The sequence below is a fragment of the Paracidovorax oryzae ATCC 19882 genome, from assembly GCF_000687165.1.
Taxonomy (GTDB): Bacteria; Pseudomonadota; Gammaproteobacteria; order Burkholderiales; family Burkholderiaceae_C; genus Paracidovorax; species Paracidovorax oryzae.
The window spans coordinates 229,296-249,678 of the sequence record NZ_JMKU01000007.1 but is presented as its reverse complement, the minus strand read 5'-3'; the positions used below and the strand labels follow the sequence as shown (position 1 = coordinate 249,678).

At 67.2% G+C, this 20,383-nt stretch carries 21 protein-coding genes, 1 tRNA gene and 3 pseudogenes; 11 read left to right on the top strand and 14 right to left on the bottom strand.

The genetic code is table 11. The features are described 5' to 3' along the window. The first annotated feature begins 20 nt into the window (after window positions 1-20). A tRNA-Val gene (locus tag T336_RS0107390) sits at window positions 21-97 on the top strand. A 59-nt stretch (window positions 98-156) separates the two neighbouring features. Here T336_RS0107390 and T336_RS26545 read toward each other — a convergent pair. After that, window positions 157-309: a hypothetical protein gene (locus T336_RS26545; RefSeq protein WP_156957812.1), complete on the bottom strand. Its 153-nt coding sequence runs from the start codon at window positions 307-309 to the stop codon at window positions 157-159. 474 nt (window positions 310-783) lie between these two features. On the opposite strand from T336_RS26545, the gene T336_RS0107380 reads away from it, so the two are divergent. The 5 genes from T336_RS0107380 to T336_RS0107360 all read left to right on the top strand — a co-directional run bounded on the left by T336_RS0107380 (window position 784) and on the right by T336_RS0107360 (window position 7,270). Next, the gene (locus tag T336_RS0107380; RefSeq protein ID WP_051647076.1) at window positions 784-1,320 is read left to right on the top strand and encodes an RNA polymerase sigma factor; all 537 of its coding nucleotides are present in this window, start codon (window positions 784-786) and stop codon (window positions 1,318-1,320) included. An 82-nt stretch (window positions 1,321-1,402) separates the two neighbouring features. Continuing rightward, window positions 1,403-2,491 (top strand): FecR family protein, encoded by a 1,089-nt coding sequence (locus T336_RS0107375; protein WP_026432050.1) that lies wholly within the window; start codon window positions 1,403-1,405, stop codon window positions 2,489-2,491. A 170-nt stretch (window positions 2,492-2,661) separates the two neighbouring features. Continuing rightward, on the top strand, window positions 2,662-5,025 hold the full coding sequence (locus tag T336_RS0107370) for a TonB-dependent siderophore receptor (protein ID WP_026432049.1): 2,364 nt from the start codon (window positions 2,662-2,664) through the stop codon (window positions 5,023-5,025). Between the two features lie 230 nt (window positions 5,026-5,255). Then, on the top strand, window positions 5,256-6,800 hold the full coding sequence (locus T336_RS0107365; protein ID WP_026432048.1) for a methyl-accepting chemotaxis protein: 1,545 nt from the start codon (window positions 5,256-5,258) through the stop codon (window positions 6,798-6,800). A 188-nt stretch (window positions 6,801-6,988) separates the two neighbouring features. After that, complete coding sequence (locus tag T336_RS0107360) at window positions 6,989-7,270, top strand: hypothetical protein (protein ID WP_019703420.1); 282 nt, start codon at window positions 6,989-6,991, stop codon at window positions 7,268-7,270. Window positions 7,271-7,557: 287 nt separating this feature from the next. Here T336_RS0107360 and T336_RS0107355 read toward each other — a convergent pair whose 3' ends face one another. From T336_RS0107355 to T336_RS0107330, 6 genes are all read right to left on the bottom strand, one after another. Beyond that, window positions 7,558-8,037, bottom strand: coding sequence for an OsmC family protein (locus tag T336_RS0107355; protein WP_019703421.1), 480 nt, complete (start codon window positions 8,035-8,037; stop codon window positions 7,558-7,560). An 89-nt stretch (window positions 8,038-8,126) separates the two neighbouring features. After that, a complete protein-coding gene (locus T336_RS0107350; RefSeq protein WP_244883890.1) occupies window positions 8,127-9,563 on the bottom strand; it encodes an IPTL-CTERM sorting domain-containing protein in 1,437 nt (478 codons plus the stop codon). A 181-nt stretch (window positions 9,564-9,744) separates the two neighbouring features. Further along, window positions 9,745-10,275 carry a hypothetical protein gene (locus tag T336_RS25730; protein WP_026432046.1) on the bottom strand — a complete coding sequence of 177 codons (531 nt, stop codon included), beginning with the start codon at window positions 10,273-10,275 and terminating at the stop codon, window positions 9,745-9,747. 82 nt (window positions 10,276-10,357) lie between these two features. Next, entirely contained in the window at window positions 10,358-10,537 is a 180-nt protein-coding gene (locus T336_RS0107340; protein ID WP_026432045.1) for a hypothetical protein, read from the bottom strand. 16 nt (window positions 10,538-10,553) lie between these two features. Beyond that, window positions 10,554-11,138 (bottom strand): type 1 glutamine amidotransferase domain-containing protein, encoded by a 585-nt coding sequence (locus tag T336_RS0107335; protein WP_026432044.1) that lies wholly within the window; start codon window positions 11,136-11,138, stop codon window positions 10,554-10,556. A gap of 109 nt (window positions 11,139-11,247) precedes the next feature. Further along, complete coding sequence (locus tag T336_RS0107330) at window positions 11,248-11,721, bottom strand: surface-adhesin E family protein (RefSeq protein ID WP_244883889.1); 474 nt, start codon at window positions 11,719-11,721, stop codon at window positions 11,248-11,250. Window positions 11,722-11,942: 221 nt separating this feature from the next. Between T336_RS0107330 and phaR the strand changes: the two genes are divergently transcribed. Beyond that, entirely contained in the window at window positions 11,943-12,482 is a 540-nt protein-coding gene (phaR, locus tag T336_RS0107325) for a polyhydroxyalkanoate synthesis repressor PhaR (protein ID WP_026432042.1), read from the top strand. Window positions 12,483-12,509: 27 nt separating this feature from the next. On the opposite strand, the gene T336_RS24860 is transcribed toward phaR, so the two are convergent. From T336_RS24860 to T336_RS27350, 4 genes and pseudogenes are all read right to left on the bottom strand, one after another. Beyond that, complete coding sequence (locus tag T336_RS24860) at window positions 12,510-13,388, bottom strand: hypothetical protein (protein WP_026432041.1); 879 nt, start codon at window positions 13,386-13,388, stop codon at window positions 12,510-12,512. A gap of 461 nt (window positions 13,389-13,849) precedes the next feature. Then, window positions 13,850-14,815, bottom strand: a complete 966-nt coding sequence (locus T336_RS0107315) for a sugar kinase (protein ID WP_026432040.1) — start codon at window positions 14,813-14,815, stop codon at window positions 13,850-13,852. An 18-nt stretch (window positions 14,816-14,833) separates the two neighbouring features. After that, window positions 14,834-15,074: pseudogene (locus T336_RS0107310) on the bottom strand (altronate dehydratase); the annotation flags it as partial. 3 nt (window positions 15,075-15,077) lie between these two features. Continuing rightward, a pseudogene (locus tag T336_RS27350) lies at window positions 15,078-15,209 on the bottom strand (2-keto-3-deoxygluconate permease); the annotation flags it as partial. A gap of 57 nt (window positions 15,210-15,266) precedes the next feature. On the opposite strand from T336_RS27350, the pseudogene T336_RS24855 reads away from it, so the two are divergent. From T336_RS24855 to T336_RS24850, 3 genes and pseudogenes are all read left to right on the top strand, one after another. Next, window positions 15,267-16,030 (top strand): annotated as a pseudogene (locus tag T336_RS24855) (SDR family oxidoreductase). 52 nt (window positions 16,031-16,082) lie between these two features. Continuing rightward, window positions 16,083-16,940 carry a fumarylacetoacetate hydrolase family protein gene (locus T336_RS0107300; protein WP_026432039.1) on the top strand — a complete coding sequence of 286 codons (858 nt, stop codon included), beginning with the start codon at window positions 16,083-16,085 and terminating at the stop codon, window positions 16,938-16,940. A gap of 120 nt (window positions 16,941-17,060) precedes the next feature. Then, complete coding sequence (locus T336_RS24850) at window positions 17,061-17,660, top strand: IclR family transcriptional regulator (protein WP_156957811.1); 600 nt, start codon at window positions 17,061-17,063, stop codon at window positions 17,658-17,660. A gap of 54 nt (window positions 17,661-17,714) precedes the next feature. Here T336_RS24850 and T336_RS25985 read toward each other — a convergent pair whose 3' ends face one another. The 3 genes from T336_RS25985 to T336_RS0107280 form a co-directional block, all read right to left on the bottom strand. After that, entirely contained in the window at window positions 17,715-18,206 is a 492-nt protein-coding gene (locus tag T336_RS25985; protein WP_084151384.1) for a DUF4189 domain-containing protein, read from the bottom strand. A gap of 151 nt (window positions 18,207-18,357) precedes the next feature. Continuing rightward, the gene (locus tag T336_RS0107285; protein ID WP_026432038.1) at window positions 18,358-18,858 is read right to left on the bottom strand and encodes a YdeI/OmpD-associated family protein; all 501 of its coding nucleotides are present in this window, start codon (window positions 18,856-18,858) and stop codon (window positions 18,358-18,360) included. After that, the gene (locus tag T336_RS0107280) at window positions 18,855-19,280 is read right to left on the bottom strand and encodes a winged helix-turn-helix transcriptional regulator (protein ID WP_026432037.1); all 426 of its coding nucleotides are present in this window, start codon (window positions 19,278-19,280) and stop codon (window positions 18,855-18,857) included. The genes T336_RS0107285 and T336_RS0107280 overlap by 4 nt, the downstream gene beginning before the upstream one ends. 95 nt (window positions 19,281-19,375) lie before the next feature. Between T336_RS0107280 and T336_RS0107275 the strand changes: the two genes are divergently transcribed. After that, window positions 19,376-20,356, top strand: a complete 981-nt coding sequence (locus tag T336_RS0107275) for an aromatic alcohol reductase (RefSeq protein ID WP_026432036.1) — start codon at window positions 19,376-19,378, stop codon at window positions 20,354-20,356. Window positions 20,357-20,383: the final 27 nt, after the last annotated feature.

Below are 20,383 nucleotides of genomic sequence, written 5' to 3'. Positions count from 1 at the left end.
CTCGCTTCTCGAATACACACAGGCGCGTAGCTCAGCTGGTTAGAGCACCACCTTGACATGGTGGGGGTCGTTGGTTCGAGTCCAATCGCGCCTACCAAGTTTCCCCTCTGAAGTTGACCAGGCTTCGGAACATCAGGGAACTCTTGGGGAACTTTCTCAGGTTCCAGTCCCGATCAAGCCGCCTCCTCCAGGCGGCTTTTTCATTTCCGCGAGCATCTGCTCGATCTTCGCTTTCTCCCGCCCTCGGTCAGCCCCGTCGATCCATTTGGCGTACACGGTGAACCGCATCTCGGCGTTCTTGTGGCCCATCTGGCGCGCGATGTAGGCCGGGTTGGCGCCAGCCGACAGCGCGTTGGTGGCGCAGGTGTACCGTGTCCGGTACGCACGGCGCCTGCGGATGCAGCACGCGCGCAGCGCCGGTTGCCAGAACGTGTCGCTCTGGCACTTTTCGTCATTCCACGGCCGGTCAGTGCTGGGGTCTCGAAGATCCGGCGGCCCAGCTCCTGATCGATCGCGTCCTGGCTGCCGATCACGAGTCCAATCGCCCGGGCCTCCGGAGTCCGGCTCGTTCGCCCATGCCCAGCGCAGTGGACCTGCCCAAAGCGGGATGCGGGTTCCTCGGGCATCTGGAAGGCCAGGGCTGGCTCTGCTGTTTCTCCGTAAGTCTGGCCATATGGTTGATAATGCGAATGGTTACTATTTTTTATACGTGCGCTGGATCCGCCTGCATGGTTGCCGCGAGCCAGGCTGCCGGGACGCCGTCACCCTCCGTTCCATCGATCCGTGGTCACACGCCATTACCGAGAGTTGCTGAACTTCCTGGCCCGTGCGGTCAGGGATCGCGACACTGCGCGTGATCTGGTGCAGGAAAGCTATGCACGGGTGCTGGCCGTGCAGCATTCGGGGAAGGCCATCGGCGACGCGCGCGCGCTGTTGTACCGGACGGCACGCAACCTGGTGATCGACCGGCACCGCCGGGCCGAGGTGCGGGCCGGCAAGTCTGCATCCTCCGGTGCCGAGAGCGAGGCCGATCCGATGGCTGTTCTGGAGGGTATCGCGGCTCCCGTTGCCTGCGAGCCTGAGGTCGCTGCCGCATCCGCGGAAACGGTCCAGGCGCTGCTCGCCGCGATCGGGGCGCTGCCGCTGCGCTGCCGGGAGGCCTTCATCCTGCACAAGTTCGACGGGCTCTCGCAGGCCGAGGTCGCCAACCGGATGGACATATCGGTGAAGATGGTGGAGCGGCACATACAGCGCGCGATGGAGGCGTGCCGCCTGTGCCTGCGCCGGATGGACGGTGCGGCCGAGGATGCACCCGAATGACCCGCTACCCGTGTTTTCCAAGCGTGGAGGTAGGGTTGGGGTGGGCTCGCGCGTCTTCATCCATGAACACCGGCATCTTTCCATGAGCCATCCGTCGTCCGCCGACTCCGCATTGAGCGACCTCGAACGCCAGGCGCTCGAATGGTTCGTGCGTCTGGAGGGTGGCCTTCCCGCCGCCGAGCAGCGCGCGTTCGAAGCCTGGCTGGCCGCCGACCCGGCGCATGGTCGCGCCCTGGGGCGATGGCAAGGCGACTGGAGCCTGCTGGATGGGCTTCCGCAGGAGGGCGTGGACGCGTTGCGCCGCGACCTTGCCGCTGACCAGGCGGCCGAAAGGCGGGCTGCCCAGTCTGCGTCCTCGCCTCGCCGTCCCTGGTGGCGCAGGCTGGGCGAACTGCTCCCGCAAGCTGCGCTGGCGGGCAGCGTGGCTGCGGCAGGCTGCGGCTATCTGGCCTGGGACCATTGGCAGCGCCAGCCGGTCTATTCCCAGAGCTTTGCCACCTTGCGCGGCCAGCAGCGCCTGGTGGACCTTCCCGACGGAAGCCGCCTGCGGCTCGATACGGCCACCCGTGCCGAGGCGGTGCTCTACCGGCATCGCCGGGAAGTCCGGTTGCCGGAAGGTCAGGCGGTGTTCAGCATCAAGGGCGACCCATCCCGTCCCTTCGATGTATTGGCCGGACCGCTGCGCATCACGGTGGTCGGCACCCGTTTCTCCGTGCGCTTCACGCCGGGTGTGTCCGGCCAGGGCGGTGTCCGGGTGGCCGTGGAGGAAGGGCATGTACGAGTGGCGTCCCTGGTGCGTGGCCGCAAGGGTGCCAGCCTGCCGCCGGCAGACGAGGCGCCCGGGGCCGTGGAACTGGCCGCGGGTCAGCAGGTCGCGAGCGATGCCGCTGGCGAACTCGGCCAGGTGACGGCCATCTCCTCCGCCGGCATGGCGCCCTGGCGCGACAACCGTGTCAGCTTCGACGATACGCCGCTGGGCGAGGCGCTGGCGGAATTCGAACGCTATGGGGACACCCGGCTGACGGTGGGCGATCCGGCGGTGGCGGCATTGCGCCTGACCGGAACCTTCGATCCGCACCGTCTCGACAGCTTCATCCGGGCACTGCCGCAGGTCTTGCCGGTGCGCCTGCGGGAGCATGACGGCACGACCGAGATTCTTCCGCGGAAGTGAAAGCGGGGCAGGGCGCAGGCAGGACGTTGGGGTAGAGCGGGCTCATGCGTCTACATGAGAAGGATTCTTATTCGTAGACCTTCCCGGAGAACATGCGCATGCACCGTACCTGCCCCAGGCCCGCCCCCCTCGCTCTTGCTGTCGCCCTCGCCATCGGCGCCACTGGAGCCTTGTCACAGCCCACAGCCAGCGCCGCGGCCGCGCGGGCCGTGCCCATCCGCATCGCCGCTCAGCCGCTGGCGGAGGCGCTCAACGACCTGGCCCGGCAGACACGGATGGAGTTGATGGTACGGCCTGCCCTGGTGGCGGGCAGGACCGCGCCCGCCGTATCGGGAAACATGACGCCACGGCAGGCCCTGGACCGGCTGCTCGCAGGCACCGGACTGGCTGCGGTACTGGATGGCGCAGGCATCGTCATCAAACCGGCCGGACCCGCCGACGCCATGTCCACCACGCTCCCGGCCGTGACGGTGTCGGCGGCGTCGGATCCCGAGACATCCACCGGTCCCGTCGCAGGCTATGTGGCCCGGCGCAGCGCGGCGGGTACCAAGACCGATACGCCGATCATCGAGACGCCTCAGTCGGTGTCGGTCGTGACGGCCGACCGCATCCAGGCCATCGGCGCGACCACCGTGCGCGATGCGCTGGGCTACACGCCAGGCATCACCATCTCGCCCTACGGCGCGGACTCGCGCTACGACTGGCTCAACATCCGCGGCTTCGATGCCTACAGCCCGGGCTTCTACCAGGACGGCCTGCCCCTGCGCAACGCCAACACCTTCGCCGTCTGGAAGATCGAACCCTATGGCGCAGAGCGCATCGACGTGCTGCGCGGCCCGGCCTCGGTGCTCTACGGCCAGGCGAGCCCCGGCGGCGTGGTGGATGTGGTCAGCAAGCTGCCCACGCCCATGCCGGTCCGCGAGCTGCAAGTGCAATACGGCAGCCATGGCCACAAGCAGGTCGCCGGGGACTTCTCGGGTGCGCTGGATGCGGAGGGGACGGTGCTCTACCGCGTGCTCGGCGTGGTGCGCGATGCCGAGTTGCCCGCGGGAGGCGAGCGCAACGACCGCACCTACTTCGCGCCATCCATCCAATGGAAAATCTCGGGCGACACATCGTTCACCGCGTATGCGCAGCTCATGCGCAACCGTTCGGGGGTCTATACCCGCACGCGCCCCATGGTGGGCTCGCTGGTGCCGACGGCCATCGGCAGCTACATCCCCAGCGAGCTGTTCGTGGGCAACAGCCACTTCGACCGGTTCGACCAGGACCAGGAACTGGCCGGCTACCGGTTCGAGCACCGTGTCAACGACGCTCTCACCTTCCGCCAGAACCTGCGCGCGGGCCACATGAAGCTGGACTACTCGGGACTGCAGTCGCCGATGTTCATCACGGTGGACCGCGGAGACCCATTGAACCCGGCCAACTACCAGACGCTGAGCCGGACGCTTTTCGGCAGCCGGGAATGGGCGAACACCTTCAGCGTGGACAACCAGCTGCAGGCCGACATGCGCTCCGGCGCATGGCGGCACAGGCTGCTGTTCGGCCTCGACTACCAGCGCAGCCGCTTCGAGTCGAGCACCTTCAGCGGGGGCAGCGCGCCGCCACTCGACATCAACGCGCCTTTGTATCCGAATGGACCATTCGAGGTGCCCGATCCCTACGCGATCGATTCCTCCCGCCTGAGGCAGATCGGCCTCTACATGCAGGACCAGATCAAATGGGCCGACCGCTGGCAGTTCACGCTGGGCGGACGTTATGACCGGGCACGAACGGACTATGTGGACCGGCTCGGTGGCGGGGCGGCCACCAGCGTCTCGAACGGCAAGTTCACCGGCCGCGCCGGGATGGTGTATCTGGCTCCCAATGGCCTGGCGCCCTACGTCAGCTATACCGAGTCCTTCAGTCCCGTCACTGCTGTCAACCCGGTGACCCAGCGGCCTTTCGAACCCGAATCCGGACGCCAGTACGAGGCGGGCCTGCGCTACCAGCCCGCCGGCACGCGCGACATGTACAGCATCGCGGTCTTCGACCTGCGCCGCCGCAATTACGTGACGTTGGACCCGAACTTCGTTCCCTACCAGACGGGCGAGATATCCACGCGCGGAATCGAGTGGGAGGTCAGCATGCAGCCGATGCCCCGCATGAATTTCACGGCCGCTTACAGCTACACGCCGCGGGCCATCGTCACTGCCAGCGCCAACCCCGAGCAGATCGGCAGGCAAGCCCTGGCCGTGCCCCGCCACCAGCTGGCGGTGTGGGCGGATTACCGCTTCGTCGGCGGCGTCAAGGTGGGCGCGGGCGCGCGCTACATGGGCTCGACCCGCGGCAACGGGGGCATCACGCCGGCCAAGGTCCCGGCGTATTTGTTGCTGGACGCCATGGTCGGCTACGATTTCCAGCAGTGGAGCCTGGCGCTCAATGTGCGCAACCTGGCTGACAAGACCTACCTGTCGAACTGCGACGGCGCTGCCCAGTCCTGCTTCTACGGAGACCAGCGCGGGCTGATCGCGACCGCGACCTATCGCTGGTGAGTCGTGCCGGCCATGCCCGGGGTGACGCCCTGGGCTCATCGATATCTATGCGCGAGGGCACTCGTGATGTGTTCCCGTGCATTGGGCAAGAGCCATGCTGGCTCGACAGCAAGTTCCATCGGCCGGAAGTCGCCAAAGGCTAAGCCCGCCATAGGCAGATCCCATCGCCAAGTCAGCATCCATTCAGGTGCGCGGTTTCCCAATAGGTACATCACCTCCCGGACCGCGCCATGAACCTCCAGCACCTCCGCATCGGCCTCAAGCTGGCCATCGCCTTCGCGCTCACCACCGCGTTGACCCTGGCCATGGGCCTGGCCGCCTGGACGCAGATGCACGCCATCCAGGCTGGTGCCGAGGACCTCGCCACCAACTGGCTGCCGAGCGTGCAGGCGATCGGCAACGCCCGCACCGCGGCCAACCGCGTGCGCCGCACCGAGAGCGAACTGTTCCTGCCGGAGCCGAACGAGACCACGGCGAAGCGCCGCGAGGAGCTTGCGCACCGCATGGCGCAGTTCGCGGAGGCCGAGCAGGTCTATGCTCCCCTGGTCACGCCCGGCGAGGAGCAGCGCCTGTTCGGCGAGTACCGTGCGGCGCGCGACGCCTATGCGAAGGTGCAGGCCCGCCTGCTCGCGCTGCCGCCCGATGCGCGGGCCGCAGCGACCCGGCTGTTCTTCGGGGAGTCGGAGCAGGCTTTCGATGCCATGGCCGGCGCGCTGGGCACGCTCGCCGATTTCAACCGGAAGTCCGCGGATATCGCCGAGCAGAACGTGCGCACGGTGTATGGCCGCGCCGTGTGGACGCTGGCGGGCCTCGTGGCGGCGGCCGTGGCCATCGCGGTGGCGCTGGCATGGTGGATCACGCGCCTGATCACGCGGCCGATCCGCGAGGCCGTGGTGATAGCGCAGGGCGTGGCCTCCGGCGACCTGACCATGTCCATCGTTCCCCAGGGCCGCGACGAGGCCGCGCAGCTCATGCAGGCCCTGGCCGGCATGCGCGACAGCCTGTCGCAGGTGGTCGGCGGGGTGCGCGCCAATGCCGAAAGCGTGGCCACCGCCAGCGCCGAGATCGAGCAGGGCAATATCGACCTGTCCTCGCGCACGGAAGAGCAGGCCTCGGCCCTGGAGCAGACCGCAGCGTCGATGGAGGAGCTCGGCTCCACCGTGCGCCAGAACTCCGACAATGCCCGGCAGGCCAGCGCGCTGGCGCAGGATGCCGCATCGGCCGCGGCGCGCAGCGGCGAGGCGGTGGGCACGATGGTGGGCACCATGCGCTCCATCGATGAAGCCTCGCGGCGCATTGCCGACATCATCGGCCTGATCGACGGCATCGCGTTCCAGACCAACATCCTCGCGCTGAACGCGGCGGTGGAAGCGGCCCGGGCCGGCGAGCAGGGGCGCGGCTTCGCCGTGGTGGCAGGCGAGGTGCGCAGCCTGGCCCAGCGCAGCGCGGCGGCCGCCAAGGACATCAAGGAGCTGATCGCCACCAGCACCCACCGGGTGCAGGACGGCTCGCAGCAGGCGGAGCAGGCGGGCTCCGCGGTGCAGGCAGCCATGGATCTCATCCAGAAGGTGGCGTCCATCGTCTCGGAGATCAGCATCGCCACGCGCGAGCAGAGCGACGGCGTGGCGCAGGTCGGAGAAGCCGTGACCCAGATGGACCAGGCCACGCAGCAGAACGCCGCGCTGGTCGAGGAAAGCGCGGCGGCGGCCTCCAGCCTCAAGGCGCAGGCCGACCAACTGGTGGGCGCGGTCTCGGTCTTCCGCCTGCCGGCCTGATGCTTCGCCGCGGGGGGGCGGCTGGCTGTCGGGGATGTCGCAGCCACGGCTGGGGCACCGCCCCTGAACGACGTGCACCGGGCCGCTGGGGAAAACGCTGCTATCGCTTTGACGCGCCGCCCTTGTGTTGCTGAATGTTTCCGTGCAGGATGCTCTCGCGCCTATCCCGGCGTGAGAGGAAACACAACATGAAGAAATCCCTGATCCTGGTCGCGGCGTTGTCGCTGTGCACCTTCGCCATCGCCAAGGGCGGTGGTGGCCACGGCGGTGGCCATTCCGGCGGCCATCACGCCTCCAGTTCCGGCAGCAGCCACGGCTCCAGCCATTCGGTGAGTGGCTACACCCGCAAGGACGGCACTTATGTGGCACCGAGCCACGCGACCAATCCGAACGGCACCAGGCTGGACAACTGGAGCACCAAGGGCAATGTGAATCCGCACACCGGCAAGGAAGGGACGAAAGAGCCATGAAGCGCCGCTTGCTGGGTTCTGCATTGATGGCTGCGCTCCTGGGTGCCGTGGCTGGTGAGGCGGCTGCGCGAGGCCGGCGGGGCGGCGGAGGTTCGTCACGCGGCGGCGGACAGGGCCGTACCCGCGGGCGGGCTTCGTTCACGGGTGGCGGGGGCGGCGGAGGAGGCCGGGGTGGTTGCGGTTCGCGTGGCGGGCCGGGCTACCGGAAGGCCGACGGCAAATGCGCCAGCCATCAGGACTGATGCTCCCGTTCCTGCCTGCAAGCAAAGCCCTCGAAAGAGGGCTTTTTAATTTCCGCTGATTTCCAGCACCGGCTCGCAGTCGATGCGCGTCTTCACGGAGTTCGCCAGGAAGCACGACGCGTGGGCCTGGTGGTGCAGGGCCTCCAGTTGCTCCGCGGTGGGCGCGTGCGCTGCATCGAAGCGCGTGACGGGGCGCAGCTGCACATGGGTGACGGCGATCTGGCCAGCCTCGTTTTTCGCCATGGTGCCGGTGGCCGCATCGGTGTAGCTGTCGAGGCGATGGCCCGCGCGGCTGGCGAAGTCCATGAACCACAGCATGTGGCAACTGGAGAGCGCGGCGATGTAGGCCTCCTCGGGATCGACCGCTGCCGCGTCGGAGTAGGGCAGGGGCACGACGTGGGGCGATGACGAGGCCGCCACCGTGGCCCCGCCATCGAACTGCCACGTGTGGGCGCGGTGGTATCGCCTGTCCAGGAAATCGTCGGTGCCGCGCTGCCAGGCGATGGTGGCGGTATGTGTGGCCATGGGGCTGTCTCTCTCTGCTCGGTGGCGATGGCCCGCCAGTGTAGGCCAGGCTGTCGCCGCAGGGCCCCGTGGCGGGGGCTGGCGGGGGATCAGCGCGTGCGGCGGCGGGCCGCGCCGATGCCCAGCAGCGCCAGCAGGGACGACATCAGCAGGATGCCCCATTCCGACAGGGTCGGGATGGCGAGGATGGCGGGAAGGGTCACGGTGACGTTGACGGTGGCTTCCGAGCAGGAGGCGGTGGGGTTGCCGGCCGATACCACCGTGCAGACCTTGTACGAGAACGAGTCCGTGCCGGTGAAGGCGGGGTTCGGCGTATAGGTGGCGGTGCCGTCCGCGTTGAACACCACGGAGCCGTTGCGCGGCGAGACGCTGCCCGCCGATGGCGTGCCGAGAGGTGCCGCCGCGGGGTTGGACGAGGTGTCGTTGGCCAGCAGGTTGACCGTGGCCGGGCGACCCATTTGTGTCGATGCCCTATCGTCGCCTGCGGCCACGGTGGGAACCGCCACGCTGACCGCGACGGACGCGGTGGAGCAGAACGGAGTGGGATTGGTCTGCGACGCCACGGTGCAGATGTCGTAGGAGAACGCATCGTTGCCGGTGTAGCCCGCGTTCGGCGTGTAGGTGGCGGTTCCGTCGTTGTTGAACACCACGGTGCCGTGCTGGGCCGGAGTATTGCCCTGGGAGGGCAGGCCGAGCGCAGCGGCCGTGGGGTTGGACGACGAATCGTTGGCTCGCAGCGCGATGGTGACCGGGCGGTCCGGCGGCGTCGTGCCGGTGTCGTTGACCGCCGTGACGGTGGGCACCGAGGTCGTGGGGCAGGTCACCTGGCCTGCAGCTCCTCCGCTCGCCTCCGCTATGGAAATGTCGTCCAGGAACAGGTCATTGCCGTTGGTCACCGGCGAGTTGTTCCGCACGCTGACCGCGTACTGCCGGGTGGTGCAGACGCCGGGCGTAGTGAAGTTCCAGGACAGGCGCACCCACTGCCCTGCGCCCGTGGAGCCGGTGGTCGTGAAACCCGGCGAGCTGCCCAGGCTGGCGGTATCGTCGGGCTCACGCAGTTCGAAGCCCAGATCCGTCGGGCCGTTGACCACTAACCGCCATGCCGCCAGGGTGTACGTCTTGCCGCCTTCGAGGGACACGATGCGGCGATAGACGGCGTTTTGCACATTGCCCGCGTTCACGATCAGTACGGCGCCGCCATCGCCCGTGTGGTCCGTGAAGGCGGAAGCCGGGCCCGTGTCGCCGTTGGCCCACCACGAGGCACCACCCGTGGCGATGACCTGGTTGGGGTTGAGTACGGCGTAGTACCCGTTGTCCAGATCGCGCGAGACCCCCGCCACCGTCGGATCGGCGAACTGGTAATAACTCACCGCGCCGGCTGCTGCGAATTGCGGGACGTACAGCGAGCGTTGCCGGGTGGCGGTCTTGCCGAAAGTTTCCAGAAACGTGTCGGAGTGTGCGGCGCCGGTAGTAAGCGCCAGCGCGAACAGGGTCCCCCTCGCCAGGCTGATAACGTACTTATTCATCATGCAAAAGATCGATAGCTTTATGAAATCGATCCTAGCAATAAAAAGTTACGTTGACGCGAGGCCTGCGCTCTCTGGGGCCGGCTGTTGCAATTTGCGTGTCGCGCAAAATACGGGATGGTGGGACTTCGCGGAATTCCAGGAAAAGAGTACCGCGACAGACACTTTTCCTGCGGCCTGCTCAGCAGCGATGCCTGGTGCGATGGCTGGGGGTGATGGGGGCTTGCGGTTCGCGGAGCGCCGGGGTTGTGCGGCTGCAGCCGGCGCCGAGGCCTTCTGGCCGGTGCTTTCGCCGCGGGTTCCCGGCCGCGTGCCTGCGGGGCGCAGGCGCCGCGAGCGCCGCCATCTGCCGGCGCTGGGCGATGGCGGCGGCGCGCTGCGCTTCCCATCGCATGCCTGCGGGCACGGTTTCGGTCCGGTCCACCCAGGCTCCATGTGCATGGCAATGCCGCGGCGTCCAGAACCTGCCGCCGGCCGGGGCGCGGCAGAGATAGACGATGGCGGTTCCCGGTGCAGGGCCGGACGTGATGGATTGCGGGGTGGTGTCCACCACGCGGCCGCCATCGCAGGCCTGCTGGCCGTAGGCATTGCCGCAGCGATAGACCGGCTGGGCGGCGCCCGGCGCGGCCAGGCAGGCCAGTGCGGCGGCGAGGATGGCGCGGCGGATGGCGCGGGCCGGTCCAGCCGGCAGCGCGGTTCGATACGGTGGCATGGTCCCTCCCTGGACAGGGCCCGGTGCGCGGGCCTCTTCGCATGGCGGGACGATGATAGGCCGGGGCGGCCAGCCTGCCGTTTCAGTCTGTGAGGCCGTCCTGGCGGTTGCCTTCCCGGTCCGGTTGCGCGGTGTCGCCGTGCGAGGGCGGGCGGGGCTTTTTCTCGATGCTGCGGCGGTCGTCCGTTTCCACGAAGGCGGGGCTGGGTCGGCTTGGATCCTTGCGGGGCTTGCCGTCGGGGGAGTCGAGCTGGGTCACCATGGTGCGTCTCCCCGGGTCAGCTGCGGGCTTCGCGTTCCGCGCCGGCGCCTTGCTGCAGTGTCTTCAGGATCTGCTCGTTGAACTGGGGGATGTCGTCAGGCTTGCGGCTGCTGATCCAGCGGCCCTCGACCTGCACGGGGCGGTCCACCCACTGTGCGCCCGCATTGCGCAGGTCGGTGGCGAGGCTCGGCCAGCTGGTCAGCGTCTTGCCCTTCACCAGGCCCGCATCGATCAGCAGCCAGGCGCCATGGCAGATTACCGCCACGGGCTTGCCGGCGCGGTCGATCGCCTGCACGAAGGCCCGTGCCTTCTCGTTGGTACGCAGTTCGTCCGCATTCACCACGCCGCCGGGCAGCACGACGGCATCGAACGTGTCGGGCGATGCCTGGTCCAGCGTCTGGTCCACGTCGAAGCGGTCGGCCTTGTCCACGTGGTTGAATCCCTGGACCTGGCCCGGCTTCGGGGCCACGATCTGCGCGTCGAATCCTGCGCGTTGCAGGGCGTCGCGAGGGCCGGCCAGCTCGGCCTGCTCGAATCCGTCGGTGACGAGCAGGGCGACGCGGCGGCGCGTGTTGGATGGATTGGGGGGTGACGATGCCATGGGGAAGCTCCTGTGAACGTGAAAGCTTCCAATCTAGGCACGGGGCGGGCCGGTGCCTGTCGGTCGATGGCGACGATGCCCGTGGGCTTTGGCGGGCCGGCCGTCTCCGCTAGCGCTTGCGGCAGGCCGCGCGGACGAGCTTGTCGGAGGGCTCGCCCGGCATGCCCGCGAAAGTCACGGAAGCCTCGTGCTCCTTGAAGTCGAGCCTGGCGGTGACGGGGCCCTGCCACAGCGGTTCCTGGTAGTACTGCAGGGACAGGTACCAGCCCTTGCGCCGCACGCAGTCGAACACGGCCATGCCCTGGTAAGACCGGTAGGGCACGTTGCGGTAGTTCAGGCGCATGCCGCTGCGCGATACGCGCAGATCCACCGCGATCTGGTCCTGCCACTGCTGGGCGGTCGGGTTGATCTGCACCAGGTCGCCGTCGGGCACCTCGGGAAAGCCGTGGATGGTGAGCCATTCCTCGGTGCGGCGGGCACCCTCCGGAAGCACCGCGGCGCCCGCCGCAGGCGCGGGCTGCGTGGGTCCGGCGCTGGCGGGCAGCGAGGCGGCCAACAGGGCCATGCACAGGGGTGCGAGCAAGAGGCCTCCGGGTATAGGTGCCGGTGGAAGGAAGGAGCTCGATCCATCTTACTATATGGATGGGCGCATGCCGCACAGCGGAATCGCCGTGGATGTGACCCCGCCGGCGCGTCAGGGTATTCCTTTGCGGCCCGGCAGTGCGCCCCTCCCTAGAATCGGGTGCACAGCCATAACGAAAAGTTCTGGGGCCCTCCTGGCCCCAGGTGCGCAAGGAGCCCGCCGTGTCCGAGTCCCCGTCCGAATCCCCATCCCCCCGCGGTCCGCAGCGGGTCATCAAGAAGTACCCGAACCGCCGGCTCTACGACACCTCCACCTCTACCTACATCACGCTGGCGGAGGTGAAGCAGCTCGTCATCGATGGCGAGGAAGTGGCCGTGCGCGACGCCAAGACCGGCGAGGACCTGACGCGCAGCATCCTGCTGCAGATCATCCTGGAAGAGGAGGCCGGTGGCGCACCGATGTTCACCGAGACGGTGCTGGCCAACATCATCCGCTTCTACGGCCACGCCATGCAGGGCTTCATGGGCGCCTACCTGGAGAAGAACGTGCAGATGTTCTCCGACTTCCAGGCGCGCATGGCGGAGCAGTCGCACGGCTTCACGCCCGAGATGTGGACCCAGTTCATGAACCCGCAGTCGCCGCTCTACCAGGGCATGATGGGCCAGTACCGCGACCAGTCGCAGGCCATGTTCACGCAGATGCAGGAGCAGATGCAGAAGCAGACCGAGCAGATGCTGAGCGCCTTCGGCATCAAGCGCTGAAGGCCTGGAGAAGCCGGGGGCCGGGCCTCAGGGGCGTGGGACGAGTATGGCGGTGAGGGAGGCCTTCCCCTCTGAGTGGTCGAGGTCCTTGAAGAAATCGTGCGTGTCCTTGAATTCGACGCACGTGCCGTGGAACGGGTCCCGGATCGTGATGCGGTAGCTTCCGCCTTCCTTCCTGACGTTGTCGAGCATCAGGTAGTGGTCCCCCTTTTGCAGGATGGCCGACCCCATGGTGCCGGTGTTGATGCTGGCAGCCATCTTCTCCCAGAAGGCGTTCCTTGCCGCGTGGCGACGGCCGAATTGGTGGAAATTGGCCTCGTGGGTGACCACCACCGGCTCCTGGCCGGTCATGGCCTTCAGTTTGCCGGTGACGCTTTGCAAGGAGGCACCGCGGTGGCCTGTCTCCGGTTCGAACTGGTGGGCTTCACCGGGGTGAAGGTGTCCCTGGTCCAGCAGCAGCATGAGCGCGCACGCCATCCCGCCCTGGTACTGGTCCGGCTGCAGGACCAGCAGCTTGCCGCCCGGCAGGGGATGGCCCTGGAATTTCCCCAGCTTCAGGGGGCTCACCGGGTGGCCTTCGACCATGAACGCTGCCCCTGTTTTGTCGGGGGTGAGCTCGATGCCGCCCATGCGCTGCTTAACGTGCGCTGCGGGAATGTCGCAAATGGTTCCATCGGGCATCCAGTCGCGACGGGCATCTGACATAGGGGGATAGCGGCGGACGGCTCCGTCGGCGGAGGTGGCCATGACATCCACGTCCATTCTCGTTTGGTCCCACGGCCTGGGCACGCCGGGTATGACGGGTCGAGTGAGGGCTTCGCGGACGAACGCCCCGACCACGTTCTTGTGAATCTTTGCCCCATCACGGGTCATCCCGGAGATCCGGTCCAGGGGGATCAGCGGCATCGTCGTCAGCGGCGTGAGTACCTCGACCTGCTGTGCAGGGCGGCCGGACGAAAGGACTGAGGGGCCTGAGGGGCTTGCCGCATGGGGAGGGCGGGTGGGCGAGCCAACGCCGTGCAAGGAGGCCCGGGGGCGCATCGCCGAGGGCGAGCCGGGCTCGCCCCGCCCGGGCGAGCCGGGCTCGCCCGGGCGGGGCGGCGTCCTCGGTCCGGTCGCGGGGCCGATGTAGAAACTCTCCGTACCGCCCGAGTGCGACCGGGAGGTGCTTCTGGAACTTTCGCCCCGTGCTTCCTGGTGCCCATGGGCGCGGTTGCTGCGAAACGGATTGCTAAAGGATATTTTTTTCATGGCTGGCCATGGGATGTCCGGATCACATCCATCCTATGGCCAGGTACCGGTGCACAGGGGCTGCCCCGCGAATCGATGGATAGCCGGGCGAACGGCCCCTTCCGGTTCCTGGCCTCTCAGCCCACTGCGCGTGAGTTCAGGGCTTCTTCGAGCTGGCCCCGCGTAGGCAGCCCGTCGCTGTCGCCGGGAAACTGCACCACGCGGGCGCCGATCGCATTGGCGCGCCGGGCGGCGGCGTGCAGGCCCAGCCCTTCCAGGCGGGCGCTGATCACGCCGACGGCAAAGCCATCTCCGGCGCCGACGGTGTCGATGACCCTGTCTACCGCAAAGCCCGGCACATGGGACGCGGTACCGCTCCGGTCGGCGCACCACGCGCCCTCGGCGCCGAGCTTCACCAGGACCTCGCCTGCGCCCGCGTCGAGATAGAACCGGGCGATGTCCGGGGCGCTGTCCCGGCCCGTCAGCATCCGTCCTTCCGTGACGCCCGGCAGCACGATGTCGCTCAGGCCCGCGAGCGTGTTGATCGTGCGGGTCATTGCTTCGGCCGAGGGCCAGAGGCGGGGCCGCAGGTTCGGGTCGAACGAGATGCCCATGCCCTGGCCGCGCGCCCAGCGCAGGGTGTCGAACACGAGTTCGCGGCAACCGGGTGACAGGGCCGGGCTGATGCCGGTCAGGTGCAGGTGCCGCGCGCGGACGGCAGCCAGGCGCTGCAGGTCTTGCGGCCCCATCGCGCTGGCGGCCGATCCGCGCCGGAAATACTCCACCTGCGGATCGCTGCCATCGTCGGAGCGGGACTTGAGCATGAAGCCCGTCGGCTGTGCCGGCGTCGTCTCGACCAGGGCGGTGGAGACGCCTTCCTGGCGCATCGCGCCCAGCAGGCTGCGGCCGAAGGAGTCATCGCCCAGGCGGCTGAGGTAGCCCACGCGCAGCCCCAGGCGCGCGAGGCCGATGGCCACGTTGAGCTCCGCGCCGGCGCTGAAACGCTGGAAACGTGCCACGCTGTCGAGCGCACCGGGCTCCTGCGCGGCGAAGAGCACCATCGCCTCGCCGATCGTCACTACATCGAAATCGGTTTCGTTCATCGCTGGGGTTGTGTCACATCACCGTGCCGACTGCCACGGCACGAATTCCTTGTCGCCCAGGCCGTGCGTCTCGCTCAGCGTGCCGTCCACCAAGTCGCCGGCGTTGAAGTCCATGTCCATGCCCATGTCGCGGAACAGCGTGGTGTTGGTGGCGAGCTGGCCGGTGGCGGATACCGGATCGTAGCCGGGGGTGTCCATGGACACCAGGCCCGCCGGCCTTGTTGCCGGGCGAAGGGTTGTTGTTCATGTTCGCATTGGCCGCTATCAGCGAGCCGGACTTGCGCAGCACCGTGCCGGTCGCCCGCACATGGATCGACGCCCCCAGGCAGAACAGCCAGACCGCGAGGATGGGCACCACGCCCGTGATGAGGCCGTTGGTGAACGAACCGAAATATGCTCGTAGCTCAGATTTGATTTCATTGGAGAAATCTACTTTCAACCAAGGATGCGCATGAAGCGAGTGCAAGGAAAGACGGCGCTGGTCACCGCTGCGGGCCGGGGCATCGGCCGGGCGAGCGCGCTGGCACGCGAGGGCGCCACCGTGTGGGCCACCGACGTGGACGAGCAGGCCCTGGCCGAACTGGCCGCCGAGGCCGCGGGCGAAGGGCTGGCCGCGCTGGAGACGGCACGCCTGGACGTGCTCGACACCGCCGCCGTCACAGCCTTCGCCGGGCGCACCGGCAAGCTGGACGTGCTGTTCAACTGCGCGGGCTTCGTGCACAGCGGCTCGATCCTGCAGTGCGAGGAAAAGGATTGGGACTTCAGCTTCGACCTGAACGCCAAGGCCATGTACCGCACCATCCGCGCGTTCCTGCCGGCGATGCTGGAAGGCGGCGGCGGTTCGATCATCAACATGGCCTCGGCCGCGTCGAGCGTGAAGGGCGTGCCCAACCGCTTCGCCTACGGGGCCTCGAAGGCGGCGGTGATCGGACTGTCGAAGGCCGTTGTGGCCGACTTCGTGCAGCAGGGCATCCGCTGCAACGCCATTGCCCCGGCACGGTGGAATCGCCTTCCCTGCAGGGCCGCATCCGCGTCCAGGCGCAGCAGGCCGGCACCGACGAGGCCTCGGTGCGCGCCGCGTTCGTGGCGCGCCAGCCCATCGGCCGCGTGGGCCGCGCCGAAGAGGTGGCCGCGCTGGTGGTGTACCTTGCGAGCGACGAGTCATCGTTCACCACGGGCACCATCCACATGATCGACGGCGGCTGGTCCAATTGACGCCCTTCGCCCCGCCCACGACCCACCCACCCTTCATCCCAGGAGATTGAACATGAAATTGGTACGCTACGGCCAGCCCGGCCAGGAAAAGCCGGGCCTGATCGACGCCCGGGGCCAGTTGCGCGACCTGTCGGCCCAGGTGGCAGACATCGACGGCGCCGCGCTGTCGCCCGCGTCGCTGCAAAAGCTCGCCGCCATCGATGCGGCGAGCCTGCCCGCGGTCGGCGGCCAGGTGCGCTACGGCCCGCCGGTCGCCCGCGTGGGCAAGATCATCTGCGTGGGCCTGAACTACGCCGACCATGCGGCCGAGACCGGCGCGCCGATCCCGGCCGAGCCCATCCTTTTCCTCAAGCCCAGCTCGTCCATCATCGGGCCCGACGACACGGTGGTGATCCCGCGCGGCTCGGTCAAGACCGACTGGGAGGTGGAACTGGGCGTGGTGATCGGCCGGAAGGCTTCGTACGTCACCGAAGCGGAGGCGCTGGATTACGTGGCCGGCTACACCATCGTCAACGACGTGTCGGAGCGTGAGTACCAGCTCGAACGCGGCGGCCAGTGGGACAAGGGCAAGGGCTGCGACACCTTCTCGCCCATCGGGCCGTGGATGGTGACGCGGGACGAGGTGGCCGACCCGCAGGTGCTGGCCCTGTGGCTCGAAGTCAACGGCAGGCGCTTCCAGGACGGCAGCACCCGCACCATGATCTTCGGCGTGGCGAAGCTGGTGAGCTACATCAGCGAGTTCATGTCGCTCCTGCCGGGCGACATCATCAGCACCGGCACCCCGCCGGGCGTGGGACTGGGCCAGAAGCCGCCCGTGTACCTGAAGGCCGGCGACACCATGCGCGTGGGCATCCAGGGCCTGGGCGAGCAGCAGCAGGCCACGCGCGCCTGGTCACGCGAACTGGAATGACCACTACTCCCGCCAACGGCTCCACGGACGAAGACCCGGGCACCCGGCGCAGCAGTCCGCATTACGCCGCTCCGGCGCTCGAGAAGGGGCTGGCTCACCCTGCAGCGGTGCGGCTACGTGATGGTGGACGACAACAACCGCTACACGCTCTCGATCAAGCTGTTCGAGCTGTCGCTCCGCCAGCATGCGCTGCGCTCGCTGGTCACCGTGGCGCAGCCCCTGCTGCAGGAACTGGCGCACCGCGCCCGGCAGTCGTGCCACCTGGCCATGTACCAGGGCGGGCGCGTGGTGGTCATCGCGCAGGTGGACAGCCCCGAGCGCTGGTCGTTCGGCCTCAAGATCGGCGTGATGCCGGGGCTCACGGACACATCGTCCGGCCACGTGCTGCTGGCTTTCCGCGACGAGGTGGAGCGCGCGCGCATGCTGGCCGCGCACATCAAGGTGAATGGGGAACTGACGATGGAGCCGGGCGAGCTGTTCGAGATCCTGCGCCAGGTGCGCGAGCACGGGCACGCCGTCATGCCCAGCCGCCAGATCCGCAGCGTGACCCATGCCGCCTTCCCCATCCTGGGCGTGGGAGGGCAGGTGATCGCCGCGCTCAACGTGCCCTACATCGAGCGCATCGACGCGCAGGCCAACCCTACGCTGGACGAGGTGAAGGGCATCGTGAGCAACATCGCTGCGCGCATCTCCACGTCGATGGGGTACCAGAGCGCCTGAAATTGAAGGTGTTCGCCAAAGCTGCGTGCCGGCGAAGCAGCCATGATGATCGGGCTAATACTTCACGAAGTACGGGACGGTGCAGTCGGAAAACTCGATCGTGCAATGTTGGTTGCCGCTCTCCTTGCACGATTTGAGTCCAACCGACTCAGCGGCTTCTTTGCTCCCGCTCTTGCCGATCGTGATCCCCTTTTGTTCATCCGAAGAGACCACCGCTACGCATTGATTGAAGTACGTGGTGTCCAGGCTGCAATCGGAGAAGCCCCTGGCTTGGCACCTGCCCAATGCGTCCTTCCGGGCGTCCGCTTCGGAGTCCTTTCCTTTGGACGACCAGGCTTCTTTGGCCTTGTTCGAGCTCACCAGCGCCCCCCAGGTCTTTACCCAGTAGCCTGTTGGCCGCGACGGCGCGCTGTCGCCGCTGTCGCCGCTCGGCCCGCAGAGCGCGCTGCCCGCGGCCACGCCGGAGGGGCATGCTGTCTGGGCGAAAAGGCTGGGAGTCAGCAGGGATGCGGCCAGAAGAAGTGAGCACGTGAATTGGGATTTCATGCGCCCGATTCTCTGCAGTGCGAGGTCATGCTGCAACTGGCCGGCGGGTCTGCGCACCGCGACGTTGCTATTGATGTCTCGCGATGGGTTCTGGCGTTCGGTCGCGTGCAGGACGTAGCACTGGTTAGTCGGGAGAAGCTGAACTGCGTCTTTACCGCATGGTCTTCAGCTTTTCTTGCCGCTCGTGCGCGGCCTCCACGCCCTCCTGAACCCTCCGGGAGCGCGTCTCCGCCCTGGCGGCTTCGTCGATGCGACGGACCAGAAAGCTTCGCTTGCCAGGGGGCAGGGCCTCGAAAGCCTGCAGCACACCTTCGGCCCGCAATGCAGCCAGCAGGTCATCCGGAACCTCCACATTGCCGCGTTCCAGGACGGTGACCTGCACTTTGATGCGGTCGCCAGTCCGGATGGACGCTTCCTTGCGCACCTTGGCCTTGATCCGGATGTAATGCCGACCCCCGCCGACGGGAAACAGGCTGATCTGGAACGGTTCTGAACCATTGACTCGCGCCAGAACAGGGACGGGGCCCTTGGTTCCGAGCTCCTCGGTGATCTCGGCCGGCACGGGAATGGCGCAGTAGTCCATCCCCTCGGCCCAGTTCTCCAGGACCGCGTCGAACGAGAATTGCTGCCCTGCGCGTGGAGTGGTTGTCATGGGCGTGAACCTGGGTTCGCACTGCGGTGTTGGCTGTCAAAACTTTGCCGGGCTTCCCGGAAGATGTCTGCATTCTCGACAATCCAGGTCCATAGCGGCACCATGCGCACGAGCAATTCCATGCCCGTGTCCGACAGTTCGTATTCGACCCGTGGCGGCACCTCTTCGAAGTCATGGCGCAGCACCAGGCCATCCCGCTCCAGCTGTCGCAAGGTCAGCGTCAACATGCGTTGCGTCACGCCGTGCATCCGCCTGCCGATCTCGGCGTGGCGGAGCCTGCCATACACGCCGAGCGTATGGACGATACCGAGCGACCAACGGCTTCCGGCATGGGCAAGCACCTCGCGTCGCACTCCGTCATCATCGTCCCGCAAGCCGTCGCAGACGGTCTGTGCATACTTGAGAATTTCTTCGTTGTTCACTGTGGTTTTGTTCCCGGTATCACGTGTGTACCTTCTTACGGCGCGAGCGATGGCTGGCTAGACTGGCCCCCGCTTTCTCTTCAGTGGGCTACACGATGAACCTGTCAGATCCTAACGCTACCTCCCGAAAAATTCTCGTCCTCGGTGCCGGCGAACTTGGCCTTCCGGTGCTGCGCAATCTGGCACGGCAGGCCCATAGCGTGGATGGCGCCAGGATCAGCGTGCTGCTGCGCGCCGGTGCCGTCGAATCCTCGGAGCCGGCCAAGCAACGGGACGTCGCGGAGATCCGGAACCTTGGGATCGAGATCGTCGTGGGCGATCTTGTGAAGAGCTCCATCGATGAACTCGCCGCGGTGTTCTCGCGGTATGACACGGTCATCGGTTGCGCAGGCTACGCGGCAGGCATCGACACGCCGATGAAGCTGGCGAAAGCCGCGCTGCTGGCCCGCATACCGAGGTATTTCCCATGGCAGTTCGGGGTCGATTTCGACGTGATCGGCCGTGGCAGTCCGCAGGATATCTTCGATGCGCAGCTGGACGTGCGCGAATTGCTGCGCAGCCAGCATCAGACGGAATGGGTCATCATCTCGACAGGCATGTTCATGAGCTACCTGTTCGAGCCGGAGTTCGGTGTCGTTGACCTGCACAACGATGCGGTCCATGCCCTGGGCAGCCTGCAAACCGCCGTGACGGTGACGACTCCCGGCGACATCGGGGCGCTGACGGCCGAGATCGTGTTCGCCACTCCCCGCATCCGGAACGAGATCGTGTACCTGGCCGGTGACACCGTGACATACGGTGAGGTTGCCGACAAGCTGCAGGCGGCCCTTGGTCGCCCCTTCAGCCGCTCGGAATGGACCGAGCAGTATCTGCTGGATGAGCTGGCGCGCGACCCGCACAACATGATGCGGAAATATCGTGCGGCTTTTGCCCAAGGGCGCGGCGTCGCCTGGGACAAGAGCAGTACGTTCAATCAACGTCGTGCCATTCCGGTGACCGATGTCGCATCATGGATTCATGCCAACCTGGCGCCGGACGGCAAGGACGGCCGTGCACATACATTGAAAATGCACTGATGGGTTTACTTTTTGCATGAAAAATCT